Raw genomic sequence first — 14,526 nt, forward strand, 5'->3', positions numbered from 1 at the left:
CACCGGTAGGTCCAGTGTCACCGGTAGGTCCAGTGTCACCGGTAGGTCCAATGTCACCGGTAGGTCCAGTGTCACCGGTAGGTCCAATGTCACCGGTAGGTCCGGTGTCACCAGTTACCCCAGCATTGCCAGTAGGCCCAGTATCGCCAGTAGGTCCGACGTCACCGGTAGGCCCAGTGTCACCGGTAGGCCCAGCATTGCCAGTAGGCCCAGTATCGCCAGTAGGCCCGATGTCACCGGTAGGCCCAGTATCGCCAGTGGGTCCAGTATCGCCAGTCGGTCCGATGTCGCCGGTAGAACCAGTATCGCCAGTCGGCCCAACATCGCCAGTCGGACCAGTGTCCCCAGTGGGTCCAGTATCGCCAGTCGGTCCTGTATTGCCAGTCGGTCCTGTAGGTCCGGTATCCCCCGTAGGACCAGTCGGTCCATCTACATCGTTGATATCATCTCCTATAATGATTAAGCTACCCATCAACGGAACCTGTGTAGAAAAATATATGGTTGAAGTGCTGATGTTAACCAATGAGAGAGTAACAGGGGCTGTTAAAACTTCAACGATTCCTATTCCATTAACCTGACTGGTTTTTATCGGCGAATTTCCTTGCAAAAAATCTCCCTGAGAAGAAGATAAAGCAAAAGATGCCCCATTTAAGGAAGTGGAAGACTGAACTGCAAGCCACCAATTGATGACATATCTTCCGGCCTCCAGGAAGGTAATCTCTCCATTTGCTGTATCGTAAGTAATATTTCCATTTAAATATACAATCGTATCAAAAAGAATGTTTTCTCCCGATTCTACTGGTTGGGGAGAATTTAATTCTATTTGAAGAGCTACGTCACTCATAATACCTCCTTTATGGTGCGTTTGTAGAATCACACCTACGTTAGTATATGATAATTTTGGGTAGTGGTTATAAAATAAGGCGGAAAGAACATAATGAGGCAAGGCTATATGGAAAACATCAAATATGATCAACGCAGAATGTAATTCTGACACAATAAACGTGGAACATTTTGTAGAATATTATGATCAAGGGAAAATGTACAGAAAAATAGGAAGGAAAATGAAAAATGGTTTTCAATATGAAGGTGTGGCAGAATAGCAGACAGATAGCTGTTTTGCTGCACTTTTTTTATTATACTAGAGGCGGTAAACACTCTTGTAAGATAAAAGTACTCTGTGCAGGAGGAATATGACACTTAAAAGAAAATGCCGCAAAAGTGATCCTACATCAACCTCGAAGACTGGTCGGTTAACTCTTTTTTATGAATTTTATGCCTGTTTTCAGGTGTCATAATTATTATGAATGCCATTTTCTGCATCTTCCCCTGCCAGTCAGATTCTGACACTTAAAATAGATACTGTCAATTTACAATAAGCAGGTCTCATGATAGGTTTAATGTATCGCAGCGGTGAAGAAAAAGTAAAGGTCGTAGTTCAATGAAAGATTGTGATACAGTTAAGATTTTGCTAATAGGAATTGGCGGTTATGGAGTGAATTACATCCATGAATTAACACAAAATTCTATTCCGCAGGTATCCATAGAAGGCGTATGTGAAGTAATGCCTGATGTTTATAAGCAGTTTCCTGTATTGGAAGAGAGAAAAATTTCGGTATACCAGTCTGTAGAGGAATTTTATGAAAATCATAAAGCAGATCTGGCGATTATATCTTCTCCCATTCACCTTCATTACAGCCAGACGGAATTTTGTCTGAAAGCGGGCAGTCATGTGCTTTGTGAAAAACCGGTCTGTACCAGCGTAAAAGGTGCCAGGGCTTTGATGGAACTGGAAGAGAAGGCAGGACATTTTGTAGGGGTGGGGTATCAGCTTAATTATTCGGAACCGGTCCTTTCCCTCAAAAGAGATATATTAAAAGGGAAATTTGGAAAACCTCTTTTTATGAAAGCCCTCCATGCAATGAGTCGGGGCAGCGCTTATTACAGGCGAAATTCCTGGGCAGGAAAGATTCAGGTCAATGATTGTGCGGTCAATGACAGTCCTTTTAATAATGCCTGTGCCCATCAATTTCAGGTTATGACGTTTTTATTAGGAGGAAAGATAGATCAGGCGTCAGAACTTTCAGACATATCAGCAGAACTTTATAGAGCCAATCCGGAAGTGGAAAATTTTGATACGGCAGCGGTTCATGCAAGGACAGAAAAAGGGATTCCCCTCTATTATTATACCGGTCATAGTCTGGCAGAGAAGCATTTGGGACCGGTCAGTGAATACCATTTCGAACATGGAATTGTTTATTATGGCAGAGATTTTGGAGAAGGACCTGTAACCGAATATGTTGCAGAGATGGATGATGGAACAACCATTCTTTATAAAAAACCAAAAGAGGAACATCGGTTGAAGAAGCTGTATGATGCAATCGAAAGTGTGAGAAATAATACTCATCCAGTATGCACCATACAATGTGCAATTCCTCATTTAGAGGCGGTGGAACATTTAAAAACATTACCAATTCTTCCGGTGAGAGAAGACCAGATTCAGTGGTCAGGGGAAGAATCTGATCGTTATTGCTGTATAAAACAGGCTGGAGAAGTTTTAAAATCTTGTTATTTCAATCAGCAAATGCCTTCTGAGGCAGGAGCTGACTGGATTAAATAAATGTATTGAGGGAAAACAAAAAAAGGAGAAGAAAGTATGAAAAAAAGGAATGTGGCATGGATCATGGCAATGGTTATGGCAGCAACTGCATTAGCGGGCTGTAACGGTTCTTCCAAAACAACCGATGCAGGAGGAACATCGGCTGCAGCGTCAGACAGTGCAGGAGGGGCAAAACAAGGAAGCGATGATAAAAAAAATGCCGAAAAGCCTTATGAGGGAGTTACGCTGACTTACTGGGTTAAGTTAAATGGAAGTGTGTCTGCTTCCGTAGCCAATTTAGGGGAAACAAAATGGGCGAAAACAGTAGAAGAAAAGACAGGAATAAAATTGAAGTTTATTCACCCTACTTCTGGATCAGAAGATGAAGAATTCAGTGTTCTGGTGGCTTCCGGGGAGTATCCGGATATTATTGAGCATACATGGGTCAAATATTCAGGGGGTGCCTCTGCTGCCATTACCGATGGGGTTATTATGAATCTGAATGATATTATGGAAACAAAAGCACCAAACTTAAAAGGGATATTAGAGAAACACCCGGATGTGGATAAGATGATCCGTACCCAGGAAGGGGATTATTACTGTTTTCCATTCCTTAGGGGACTGGTAACACCCAATAAGACCCAGTTCTCCAGCGGAATGGTGGTGAGAAAGGATATTCTTAATAGACTGGGACTTGATATTCCAGAAACCATTGAAGAGTGGGAGACTGTGCTTCGTGCTTTTAAGGCAGAAGGGATTGAAGTTCCATTTACGGCAAGACAGGAATGGATGAGAGATGTGTGGAGTCCTGGATTTGATAACTGGGGTGATTTCTATGTAGAAAATGGTGTTGTGAAAAATGGTCTGACAGAGGACAGCAGAAAAGAATTTCTTTTAAAGCTGAATCAGTGGTATGAAGAGGGACTGATTGACCGGGATTATCTGGTTGCGGATAAGAATTCCTGCCAGACTTATTTCACCACAGGAAAAAGTGCTGCAACTTATGCTCCGGGAGGTCAGGGTCTTGGAACCTACACCCAGGTCATGCACGAAGCAGATCCCAATATTACGGAAAAGGATATTGTTTCTACGGTTCCACTGACAGGAGAAAAAGGGAAAAATGCCAAGTTTTCCAAGATGAATCAGATCTTTGATGGTTCTGGTGCCAGTGCAACAATTACCACACAGTGTAAAAACGTGGACGCAGCAGCATGGCTTTTAGACTGGATGTACGGACCAGAAGGCTCTATGGTTAACTGCTTTGGAATTGAAGGAGAATCTTTTAATATGGAAAATGGATATCCCCTTTATACAGATCTGATTACAAAGAATCCGGAAGGTCTGACCATGGAACGGGCACTTGCTTTGTATACCCGTGTCGGTCAGTCAGGTCCTCTGGTTCAGGATGAGTTATACATTGAGCAGTATTATTCCCAGGACAATCAAAAAGAAGCCCTTGATTTGTGGATGAAAACAGATATGGGAAAATACGTTTATCCTCCTGCAACGATTTCCAACGAAGACAGCGATAAGTTTTCTAATATTATGAGCAATGTTAAGACCTTTTCCGATGAAATGGAATCCAAATTCATTGCCGGTACCGCTTCTCTTGATGAATGGGACAATTATGTAAAACAGTTGAAAACCTTTGGTATCGAGGATGCCGTTGCCATGAAACAGGCAGCTTATGACAAGTATATGAAAAATTAGTATAAGGAAAGGAATCCAACAATGGAACGAATGCAAAGACTCCTGGAACGAATAAATTTTGATATACCGGAATTAAAGACAGCAAAAAAGCTGTATAAGGATAAAGATTTTTGCGGCTGTATGGATGCAGTTGTGGATCATTTTCGAAAACGGACTTCTCCCCATTATTTGTTTCAGGCAGAAGAGATGGAAAAATCAGAAGACCTGGATGTGTTAAAGGAAGCCGGGGAAGTCATGAAACATAAGATTTACGGTCATGAATTCCAGGGAGAAATTGACTGGTTTTTTAATCCAACAAAAGACACTTCCAGAGATAATGAATGGAGCTGGTCTTTATTCCGGCATATTTACTGGCAGCCTCTTGCCAGGGCGTATGCGATGACAAAAAATGAGGCATATACCATAGAGTTTCTGGATCAGATGAAAAGTTTTGCAAAATCCTGGCCGGTAAAACCCTTTATGGAGGATGACACCTTTGAGAAGAAGTTTCAATTTCCTGGTCATGCGTGGAGAACCATTGAAACAGCCATGCGGATCTACACATCCTGGCTTCCTGCCATGGAGGCCTTTCGGACTTCTCTGGAGTGGAAGCGGGAGGACTGGGTGCTGTTTCTCTCCCTGATCTGTGATCACGGAGATTATCTGATGGATCGTTACAGCAACCACAACCGGTCCAGCAACTGGCTGACCATGGAATCCAGTGCCCTGTTCCAGTGCGGAGTGATGTTTCCTGAAATTAAATCTGACTGGCTTGCAACAGGTTATAAACGGGTTATGCACGAACTGAAATATTCCTTTGATAACGATGGAATTCATATGGAACGGACCCCTATTTATCATCTGGTTGCAGCAGGAGCTTACTTACAGGCATGGCGCCTGTGTGTAAAAAATAAAATTCCTGTTCCTCCATATGGACTGCCTACACTGGAAAAAGCGGCAGAATTTTTAATGAAGCTTGTAAAACCGGATTTTTCAACCCCTATGATCGGGGATGCGGACCGGGATGATCTTCTTGCCAGAACCAGCGATACCTCTCTTTATGAGGGAATGAATCTGACCTTTGACCCCATTGATTTAAATGAAATCAGAGCTTATTTCCGTACAATGTATGAGATTACAGGAAGACAGGATTTCCTTTATTTTGCAACAGGAAGAAAGGAAGGCAGTCCTCCGAATAACCGGAACTTTGCATTCCGGGATGCAGGAATTTATGTGATGCGTACGGGGTGGGAGGCTGAGGACAGCTACTTCCATGTTCATGGCGTGCAGTTGGAACGGGGAGAAAAAAGCAGTCATTCCCACAATGACACGGGCCATCTGGAGCTTCACATCAAAGGGGAGGATATTTTAACGGACAGCGGCCGTTATATCTATAACAGTTCCTGTCTGAAAGACTGGCGTCATTATTTTTTATCCGCCAAGGCACACAATACCCTTTATGTGGATGACCATGAGATGGGAACGGTTCCCGGAGTGAGCAGAGTCAGAGGAGTGAGAACCTATTGTCACCGCTTTGAGGAAACAGAGGATTACCAGGTAATAGACATATCCCATAATGGCTATGTCTATACGGAAGATCCCATCTATCACAGAAGAAGAGTGATTCATCTGCGAGATGATATTTATGTAATTGACGATCAGGTGACAGGACTGGGATTGAAAAAACATGACCTCCGGCTGTATTTTAACTTTGCTTTTGGTTCTCTTTCCGAAAAAGAAGACTGGTTTCTTTATCAATCCCAAAAGGGAAGAACTTACGGGGTGAGAAATACCACCACCACCTCTGCTGCCTGTCAAATACTCTGCGGAAGTGAAAACCCCATCGGGGGCTGGATTTCCCATGGATATGCCTGGAAAAAACCAATTCCGCAGTTAAGCATACATACAGAAGGACCGGTACCGTTTCGCTCTGTTACCGTCATTTCTCCGGAGAAGATTGGGGTCGTTATTACGGCAGACATGGAACAGGCAGAGCTGAAAATAGCTGGAAGCAGCATAAACGGACTGCTCCTTAAAGGAGAAGAAATTCTTATAAAATAAAGGTGGAATGACTTATGAGATATGGAATTTGCACCGGGCTTGAGAACCTGGAGGTGTTAGAGGAACTGGGATACGATTATCTGGAAGCTTCTGTAACAGCCGTACTTCAATTAACCCAGGAGGAACGAAGTATGTATGTGGATAAACTGAACCGCTCTCCGGTTAAATGTGAGGCATTTAATATTTTATTTCCCAAAACAATGGCTCTGATCGGACCATGTGCAGACCGGGGACAGCTGCTGGATTATCTTCACAAGGCATTTACTGTAATCAAAGAGCTTGGGGGAGAGGTTGTTGTCTTTGGAAGCGGAAAGTGCAGGACCTGTTCCAATGGATATGATTACCGCCAGGCTTACAAAGAACTGGTGGAGGTGTGCCGGACAACAGGAGAAGTGGCTGAGAAATATGGCGTGAAAGTGGTAATAGAACCGTTAAGCAGAAAAGAGACCAACTTAATCTGCACTCTGGCGGAAGGCGCCATGCTGCAGGCAGATGTGAACCATAAAAATGTAGAATTGCTGGCAGATTATTATCATGTGGCAGCCAATCATGACAGCATTGCCCAGATGGAGTCTATCGGAGGACTTTCCCATATTCACATTGCGTCAGGAAATGGGCGGAGATTTCCCACTAATCAGGAAGGAGAGCAGTACGGCGAATTCATGGAGGCTTTAAAAGCATTGGGATATGATGGAAGAATCAGCATTGAGGGGAAGACGGAAGACTTAAAAGAGGATGGTGCGGCGGCACTGAAACTTTTAAAGGAGCTGGAGGCAGAAGCATGGAGAAAGTAAAAATCGGAATTATTGGGTTTGGTAAGATGGGAAGCCAGCATGGGGGAAGCATTAGAAAGGGGCAGGTACCGGAAGCAGAGCTGGCGGCGGTTGCGGACATTGACCCTCAGCGGTTAAAAAAGGCAAAGGAGATGTTTGGAGAAGATTTTCCGGTATATGATACCATGGAAGCACTCCTGGAGTCGAAAACCTGTGAGGCTGTGATTATTGCAACTCCCCATTACCATCACCCCTCCATGGCAATAAAGGCGATGGAGGCAGGACTTCATGTTCTGGTGGAAAAACCGGCAGGTGTTTATACCAGACAGGTAGAAGCCATGGATCAGGTGGCGAAAGCTCATCCGGAGCTGGTCTATTGTGTGGATTTTAATCAGAGAACCAACCCCATGTATCAGAAGTTAAAGGAATTGATTGAAAGCGGAGAACTGGGCAAGATCAAACGGGTCATCTGGATTATTACGGACTGGTACCGTTCCCAAAGCTATTATGACCAGGGAGGCTGGAGAGCTACCTGGGATGGCGAAGGAGGTGGTGTTCTGCTCAATCAGAATCCCCACAACCTGGATCTGTGGCAGTGGATGTGCGGCATGCCAAAACGGGTAAAAGCCAATGTATATTACGGGAAACACCGTAACATTGAGGTAGAAGATGATGTAACAGTACTGACAGAATATGAAAATGGTGCAACGGGCTGTTATATTACCACGGTTGGAGATGCACCTGGGACAAATCGCTTGGAAGTTGACGGGGAACAAGGTAAAATAGTATTAGAAGGGGATAAGATGATTTTCTCCCGCCTGAGAGTTGCGGAACCGGAATTTAATGCCGGTTATCAGGGGGGACTTGGAAAACCGGAAGTGTGGGAATGTGAGATTCCGATCAAAGGGAAATACACGTCTCACCCAGGGATTTTGACGAATTTCTGTAATGCAATCCGCAAAGGGGAAAGGCGGATCGCACCAGGAGAGGAGGGCATTCTTGGACTTTCCATATCCAATGCAATTCATTTATCCTCATGGCTGGGAGGGGCATGGGTAGACCTGCCTGTAGATGGAGACCTGTTCCTTGAAAAATTAAAGGAACGGTGTAAGAACGAAATCTCTTTGTAATCCCGGTTAAAAAACCGAATAAGAGGAGTCTGGGTCATGAAGAAAACGAAGAAAACGCTGTCAGATGTGTTACTAAAGTGGGGGCTGTCTTATGTACTCATATCAGCGATCGCCATTGCTACATTTGCTTTTTGTACAAAAAAGTATTCCAGTGCTCTCCGTACAGAAGTGGAGTATTCCAATTCCATTTTAATTGAAAGCATGCAGATGAATCTGGATAAAGCGGTGGGAGAGCTGCGCGTGTTTGGAAGTAAGGCAAGTTTAAATTCCAGGGTAAAAAAACTCAGACAGCGTACTTCGTTTGATGAAGTATCAAGATATGAACTTTATGAACTGGTCCGGGATCTTGGAAAGGATATTCTGACGTCGGGGGATACTACAGAAAATCCAATGTTTCTCTATTTTCCTCAGATGGATTTCATGATTTCCGGCAGTTATTACAATAACAGTTATGATTTTTTCCAGATTGTACTAAGCGGGTATGGGTTTGATTATGCTTACTGGAATGAAATTACTGCAAAAACATACCGCGTTCCTCAGATTTTTTTACTTCCATGCAGTGACGGAACGCTTCTCACCATATTGGTTCGACCGGTTGACAGCCGGATTACCCATTCTTATCCTGTCAATGCGGTGATGATTATGAATACTAAAAAGGTAATGTCGTCTTTTGAAAAAAGCGGGCGGACTCATGATTATATGTGTATTTATGATGAAGCCAATGAAAAAATAATATCAGAAAAGGAAGTGCCAGGGGAGCTGGAGACTTTGCTGAAAGAAAAAGACATGGAAGGCAGGTATGGAAGTTTTTTAGCCGATATCAATGGAAAAAGGGCAGTGGTTTCCTACATTCCTTCCCGTTATGAGGAGTGGAAATATGTTGTTGTCTCATCGGAGCAGAATTATTTAAAAACAATCTCAGAGCTTCAGCACATGATGGCAGCAGCAGGTTTCTTTTATCTGGCGGCAAGTATTATCCTGGCTTACAGCAGTATAAGGAAACACTACCAGCCAATTCGGAATATGGCGGATACTCTTGGTGTATATGAAGCGGCTGCACAATCCCGGAAAGATACCTATGCCTGCTTAAATGATTCCGTCAATCAGCTTGTACTTAAGAATAAGGAAAACAGCACCAAGATTCATAAACAGTACCAGGCAATCCGCAATGAACTGTTCCGGCGGCTTTTAATGGCAGAGAACAGTTTTGATATTCCTGCAGATGAGATGTTAAAGCAATATCATCTTTCTGTGGGAGAAGGAAGTTATTTGATTTTAGCCTATCACCTGGAAGGAACCATGGAACAGGGAGAATGGGGAGAGTGGTCAAAAGAGATACCGGCAGGTCTTTTGGAACTGACCTGGTTTATATTACAAAATGTTACAGAAGAGAATATGAGGATTGAGTCACTTGGGGTTTCTTCCATACAGGAAAAGGAATTCATGGTGTTTCTGGTTACGGCACAGGAAGAAACGGATTTCATGGAGCGGGCAAAGAATGCGGTTTCCATGTCCAGGGAATTCATTGGTGCCAGATATGGAATCCGCTATTGTGCGGCAGTCAGTGAGATCCATAAAGGTTCCGAATCGGTGTCTGCGGCATTTGGTGAGGCACAAAGAGTGTTGGAATATCAGAAAAATTCCGCTTATTCTGATTTTATCAGTTATGGGGACATTAATATTTTTCCAAAAGATACCATGCTTAAATATCCCCTTGATGTGGAAAACCGGTTGTTCCATTCCATACAGGTGGGAAATGATAAGCTGGCATTTGAAGCATTGGATGAATTGATTCGGGAAAATCAGTACAACTGTCTGACACCGGAAGCCATGCAGTTTTTAACAAGCAGCATTGCGGGCACCATTATCCGGTCGGTTAGTCAGATTATCAGCCCGGACCAGTTGCTGCCGCTGCAAAAACAGATGGTAAAGGCATGTGCAGGAAGAAATATTGAGGCAGTTTTAACAGAATTAAAAGAAGCAGTGACAGAGATCTGCTCCCAGGTAAAAGCCCAGATCAGCGAAGAAAGGGCTGCGAGGAAAAGTTCTCTTTACCAGGAAGTAAAGGATTACGTTGAGATTAATTATGTGGACAGTTCCTTAAGCGTCAATGAGATTGCAGGGAGATTCAAGATACAGCCTGCGGCACTTTCAAAGATTTTTAAAGAATCAGAGGGGGAAAATCTGTCCCAGTATATCAACCGGATCAGGCTGTTCCATGCCAGAGAGCTGATTTTGGAAAACAGAAAGCTGGAAGAGGTGGCGGTGTTATGCGGTTACGGAAGCCAGCGGACATTTTTAAGAATATTTAAGCAGTATGAAGGGGTAACGCCCACTCAGTTTAAGGATATGGAAGAAAAAAAGAAAAGGGAGGATATAAAATCATGAGGAAACCCGTGGGGGTCGCTGTGATTGGCTGCGGAATGATATCCCAAAACCACATAAAAGCATTACAAAATTTAGAAGGAATAGAAATTTACGCATTTTGTGACATTGACCGGTCAAAGGCAGAAGCCATGGCGGCGAGATACGGAGTGTCAAACATTTTTGATGATTACAAAAAGCTGCTTCTTGATGATGGGGTTGATGTGGTACATATCTGCACGCCGCATTATCTGCACCCCCAGATGACTGTGGAAGCATTTGAGGCAGGAAAGCATGTTTTGTGCGAGAAGCCCATGTCTTTTACGGTGGAAGAGGGGAAGCGGATGATCCGGGCAAGAGATGAAGCAGGAAAACAGCTTGCTATCTGTTTTCAGAACAGATATAACGAATCTTCTATCTATATGAAACAGGTAATGGAATCCGGTGTTCTTGGACGCTTAATGGGGGCAAGGGCACAGGTTACATGGAACCGGAGACCAGAGTATTATGAGAATTCCCCATGGCGGGGCAGTTGGGAAAAGGAGGGCGGTGGAGTTTTAATCAATCAGGCGATCCATACCTTTGATCTTCTTTGCTGGCTCACCGGAAATATCCGTACGGTAGAGGCAAGTCTTTCCACAAAACGTCTGAAACAGACTATAGAAGTGGAAGATACGGTAGATGTGTTTATGACAGGAGAACAGGGGGAACGTTTTCTGTTCTACGCAAGCAATTGTTATGTAAGCAATGCACCGGTTGAACTGGAGATCATCTGTGACAGAGGAAGCCTGAAACTTGTGGGCAATGAAGTTGTGACAAACCGGGATGGAATCGTTACAAAACAGGATTATACTTCCGGTACGGTTCATGGAAAAGACTACTGGGGAAGCGGTCACGGATTGTTTATACAGGATTTTTATCACTGCATTAAAACGGGAGATAGGTTCCCTGTCAGTGGGGAAGAGGCGCTCTTTACAACAAGTCTTCTGGATGCAGTATACCGGTCAGGAAAAAGCGGAGAAGTAATTAAGATATAGAAAAGAGGAAGAATATATGGTTCGTTGCAAAGGGGTTACATGGAAAGAGCGGGTTAAGAAAGACTTTAAGCGGAACTGGATGCTTTATCTGATGATCCTGCCGATTATTTTGTATTATCTCATATTTAAATTCGGTCCCATGTTTGGATTATCCATTGCTTTTATGGATTACAAACCGGCAAGAGGATTTTTAGCAAGTAAATTCATAGGGCTTAAGCATTTTAAGGCATTTTTCTCAGATTATTATTTTGGCAGGCTTTTGATTAATACCATAAGGATCAGTCTATTTGATTTAATGACATTTCCCATACCAGTTATTCTAGCGTTGCTTATTAACGAGTTAAAGAATAAACAGTATTCCAAAGTGGTTCAGACCGTAACCTACATTCCCCATTTCATTTCCACCGTAGTAATCTGCGGTATGGTATTAAAGCTTACAAGTTCAAGCGGCGGAATTACCATGATTTTAAGCAGGCTCTTTGGAATAAAGCAGGAGGCAATGCTTAACAATGTGAATAATTTCCTTCCGGTTTATATTACAACAGAACTGTGGCAGAGTGTGGGCTGGAATTCCATTATCTATCTGTCTGCTCTATCCGGTATTGACCAGGAACTCTATGATGCGGCAAGAGTGGATGGAGCCGGACGCTTTAAACAGATTATTTATATCACCATTCCATGTCTGTTGCCGACCATTACCATTATGCTGATTTTGAAAATGGGAAAAATCTTTAACGTGGGATATGAAAAAATCATGCTTTTGTATAACCCGATGATTTATGAGAAGGCAGACGTAATCAATACATATGTGTACAGAAAAGGCTTAATTGATGCCCAGTACAGTTATAGTGCAGCGGTGGGACTGTTTAACTGCGTAGTCAGCTTCCTGCTGGTGACAATTACCAACCGGGTAAGTAAAAAAGTCAATGGAAACGGACTATGGTAAGGAGGGCAGTATGAAGCGATATAGAGAGGGTAGAAAAGTCCGGGGAAGCCGGGGCGAAAAGTTTTTTGATATATTTAATGTATTATTGATGTTTGGGCTGATGGTGATGGTCTTAATTCCTCTGATTCATGTGGTGGCAGCTTCTTTTAGCAATCCCTCCTCTTATGTGAGACATCAGGGACTGCTTCTCTATCCGGTGGATTTTTGTCTGGATGCCTATCAGGCAGTAGTCAAGAATAAAAATATTCTCACCGGATATATGAATACGATTTTCGTGGTGGTGGTGGGAACCTCATTTAATCTCTTGACAACCATCATAGCGGCATATGTTCTTTCCAGAAAAAATGTACTTTGGAATAATACCATTATGATGGCACTGGTGTTCAGCATGTATTTCAGCGGCGGAATGATTCCTTTTTATCTGGTGGTAAAAGGGGTGGGCTTAAATAACAGTATCTGGGCGCTGATTATTCCGTCCCTGGTAAGCACTTATAACCTGATTATTATGAGAACCGCAATGGCATCAGTTCCGGAGAGTATGGAGGAGTCTGCAAAGCTTGACGGAGCCAATCACTGGACGATTTTGTGGAGAATCATGTTTCCCTTAGTAAAACCTACGGTTGCGGTTATCTGTCTTTATTATGCGGTGACCCACTGGAATGCATGGTTTGATTCCATGTTGTTTATCAGAGACAGGGAGAGATATCCTTTACAGCTTATTCTCCGTGAGATTCTGATTCAGAATGATACCACAGCCATGACAGCAGGGGGCGGAGAAGATTATCTGATCAGTGAAACCATTCAGTTTGCCACCATTGTTGTAGCAACGTTACCGATTCTTGCATTTTATCCCTATATTCAGAAATATTTCGTGAAAGGAGTTATGATCGGTGCTGTAAAAGGATAGCCGGTCTGCGGTGAAAAATATGAGAGTATTATATGAAACCATGTATCAGGAGTTTTATCGGGTACTTGTAAAAAAAGGTTTTTTAAAGGAACGGGCGGATCTGTCTGCAAAGCTGTTTGCAGATGCCAGCAGGGATGGGGTATATACTCATGGATTGAACCGGTTTGTAAAATTTATTGCCAGCCTGGATACGGGCTGTGTGGATATTCATGGAGTACCTGTATTAAAGGATTCTCTTGGAGTGCTGGAACGATATGACGGAAAAAAGGGACCAGGCAACTTAAATGCCCATTTCTGCATGAAGCGTGCCATTGAACTTGCCAAAAGACAGACCATTGGCTGTGTGGCGCTTTCCAACACCAACCACTGGATGCGCCCCGGCAATTACGGTTTAATGGCTGTAGAGGAAAACTGCATCGGAATTTTATGGACCAATACCATTCCCAATATGCCTCCCTGGGGAGGAAAAGAAGCAAAGCTTGGCAACAACCCGGTGGTACTTGCCATTCCAAACGGGGAGACTCCTGTACTGGTGGATGTGGCGATGTCCATGTTCTCTTATGGGAAACTGGAATCTTATAAAAGATCGGGAAAAGACCTTCCTGTTGAGGGCGGTTACGACATGGATCAGAATCTTACAAAGGATGCGGCAAAAATTCTTGAAACCCGGCAGTGTCTGCCAATTGGCTACTGGAAAGGTTCCGGTCTTTCCCTTGCCCTGGATTTAATTGCGTCTGTTTTGGCAGGAGGAAGTACGTCACGGATGGTAGGAACCCTTCCCTGTGAAACAAACCTTTCCCAGGTGTTTTTAGCGGTCAGTCTGGATGCACTTCCTGATCAGGAAACCTTAGTTCGTGAGATTCATGCCACTTTGGAAGATATGAAACAATCAGCTCCCATATCAGAATCACGCCCGGTTTATTATCCAGGTGAAAATATGAAGAATGTGAGAAATGAAAATATGGAACTGGGGATTCCGGTTGATGAAGGAATCTGGCAGAAGGTATTGGAGATGTAGGA

Annotated in this window: 10 protein-coding genes and 1 pseudogene; 10 read left to right on the forward strand and 1 reads right to left on the reverse strand. The window is 43.4% G+C overall.

Annotation, left to right across the window (positions count from 1 at the left end):
• Positions 1 to 844: pseudogene (locus FAY33_RS20090) on the reverse strand (hypothetical protein); the annotation flags it as partial.
• Between the two features lie 597 nt (positions 845 to 1,441).
• On the opposite strand from FAY33_RS20090, the gene FAY33_RS12225 reads away from it, so the two are divergent.
• From FAY33_RS12225 to yiaK, 10 genes are read left to right on the forward strand one after another with little or no spacing between them, the layout of a single operon-like run.
• Positions 1,442 to 2,620 (forward strand): Gfo/Idh/MocA family oxidoreductase, encoded by a 1,179-nt coding sequence (locus tag FAY33_RS12225; protein ID WP_143321507.1) that lies wholly within the window; start codon positions 1,442 to 1,444, stop codon positions 2,618 to 2,620.
• A 36-nt stretch (positions 2,621 to 2,656) separates the two neighbouring features.
• Entirely contained in the window at positions 2,657 to 4,309 is a 1,653-nt protein-coding gene (locus tag FAY33_RS12230; RefSeq protein ID WP_143321508.1) for an extracellular solute-binding protein, read from the forward strand.
• 21 nt (positions 4,310 to 4,330) lie between these two features.
• Positions 4,331 to 6,349: an alginate lyase family protein gene (locus FAY33_RS12235; protein WP_143321509.1), complete on the forward strand. Its 2,019-nt coding sequence runs from the start codon at positions 4,331 to 4,333 to the stop codon at positions 6,347 to 6,349.
• Between the two features lie 14 nt (positions 6,350 to 6,363).
• Positions 6,364 to 7,143 carry a sugar phosphate isomerase/epimerase family protein gene (locus tag FAY33_RS12240; protein WP_143321510.1) on the forward strand — a complete coding sequence of 260 codons (780 nt, stop codon included), beginning with the start codon at positions 6,364 to 6,366 and terminating at the stop codon, positions 7,141 to 7,143.
• Positions 7,131 to 8,252: a Gfo/Idh/MocA family oxidoreductase gene (locus FAY33_RS12245; protein ID WP_143321511.1), complete on the forward strand. Its 1,122-nt coding sequence runs from the start codon at positions 7,131 to 7,133 to the stop codon at positions 8,250 to 8,252. Before FAY33_RS12240 ends, FAY33_RS12245 begins: the two co-directional genes overlap by 13 nt.
• 36 nt (positions 8,253 to 8,288) lie before the next feature.
• Positions 8,289 to 10,640: a helix-turn-helix transcriptional regulator gene (locus FAY33_RS12250; protein ID WP_143321512.1), complete on the forward strand. Its 2,352-nt coding sequence runs from the start codon at positions 8,289 to 8,291 to the stop codon at positions 10,638 to 10,640.
• Positions 10,637 to 11,653: a Gfo/Idh/MocA family oxidoreductase gene (locus tag FAY33_RS12255; RefSeq protein WP_143321513.1), complete on the forward strand. Its 1,017-nt coding sequence runs from the start codon at positions 10,637 to 10,639 to the stop codon at positions 11,651 to 11,653. The genes FAY33_RS12250 and FAY33_RS12255 overlap by 4 nt, the downstream gene beginning before the upstream one ends.
• A 16-nt stretch (positions 11,654 to 11,669) precedes the next feature.
• Positions 11,670 to 12,599 (forward strand): ABC transporter permease subunit, encoded by a 930-nt coding sequence (locus tag FAY33_RS12260; protein WP_143321514.1) that lies wholly within the window; start codon positions 11,670 to 11,672, stop codon positions 12,597 to 12,599.
• A gap of 10 nt (positions 12,600 to 12,609) precedes the next feature.
• Positions 12,610 to 13,506 carry a carbohydrate ABC transporter permease gene (locus tag FAY33_RS12265; RefSeq protein ID WP_143321515.1) on the forward strand — a complete coding sequence of 299 codons (897 nt, stop codon included), beginning with the start codon at positions 12,610 to 12,612 and terminating at the stop codon, positions 13,504 to 13,506.
• A gap of 19 nt (positions 13,507 to 13,525) precedes the next feature.
• The gene (yiaK, locus tag FAY33_RS12270) at positions 13,526 to 14,524 is read left to right on the forward strand and encodes a 3-dehydro-L-gulonate 2-dehydrogenase (protein ID WP_143321516.1); all 999 of its coding nucleotides are present in this window, start codon (positions 13,526 to 13,528) and stop codon (positions 14,522 to 14,524) included.
• The last annotated feature ends 2 nt before the right edge of the window (positions 14,525 to 14,526 follow it).

The organism is Clostridium sp. HBUAS56010 (genome assembly GCF_007115105.1).
GTDB lineage: Bacteria > Bacillota > Clostridia > Lachnospirales > Lachnospiraceae > Lacrimispora.

Excerpts from the sequence above, each read along its gene's own strand:
- FAY33_RS12265 (WP_143321515.1), top strand. The coding sequence starts at position 12,610 with ATGAAGCGATATAGAGAGGGTAGAAAAGTCCGGGGAAGCCGGGGCGAA.
- yiaK (WP_143321516.1), top strand. The coding sequence starts at position 13,526 with ATGAGAGTATTATATGAAACCATGTATCAGGAGTTTTATCGGGTACTT.
- FAY33_RS12245 (WP_143321511.1), top strand. The coding sequence starts at position 7,131 with ATGGAGAAAGTAAAAATCGGAATTATTGGGTTTGGTAAGATGGGAAGC.
- FAY33_RS12260 (WP_143321514.1), top strand. The coding sequence starts at position 11,670 with ATGGTTCGTTGCAAAGGGGTTACATGGAAAGAGCGGGTTAAGAAAGAC.
- FAY33_RS12240 (WP_143321510.1), top strand. The coding sequence starts at position 6,364 with ATGAGATATGGAATTTGCACCGGGCTTGAGAACCTGGAGGTGTTAGAG.
- FAY33_RS12255 (WP_143321513.1), top strand. The coding sequence starts at position 10,637 with ATGAGGAAACCCGTGGGGGTCGCTGTGATTGGCTGCGGAATGATATCC.
- FAY33_RS12230 (WP_143321508.1), top strand. The coding sequence starts at position 2,657 with ATGAAAAAAAGGAATGTGGCATGGATCATGGCAATGGTTATGGCAGCA.
- FAY33_RS12235 (WP_143321509.1), top strand. The coding sequence starts at position 4,331 with ATGGAACGAATGCAAAGACTCCTGGAACGAATAAATTTTGATATACCG.
- FAY33_RS12250 (WP_143321512.1), top strand. The coding sequence starts at position 8,289 with ATGAAGAAAACGAAGAAAACGCTGTCAGATGTGTTACTAAAGTGGGGG.
- FAY33_RS12225 (WP_143321507.1), top strand. The coding sequence starts at position 1,442 with ATGAAAGATTGTGATACAGTTAAGATTTTGCTAATAGGAATTGGCGGT.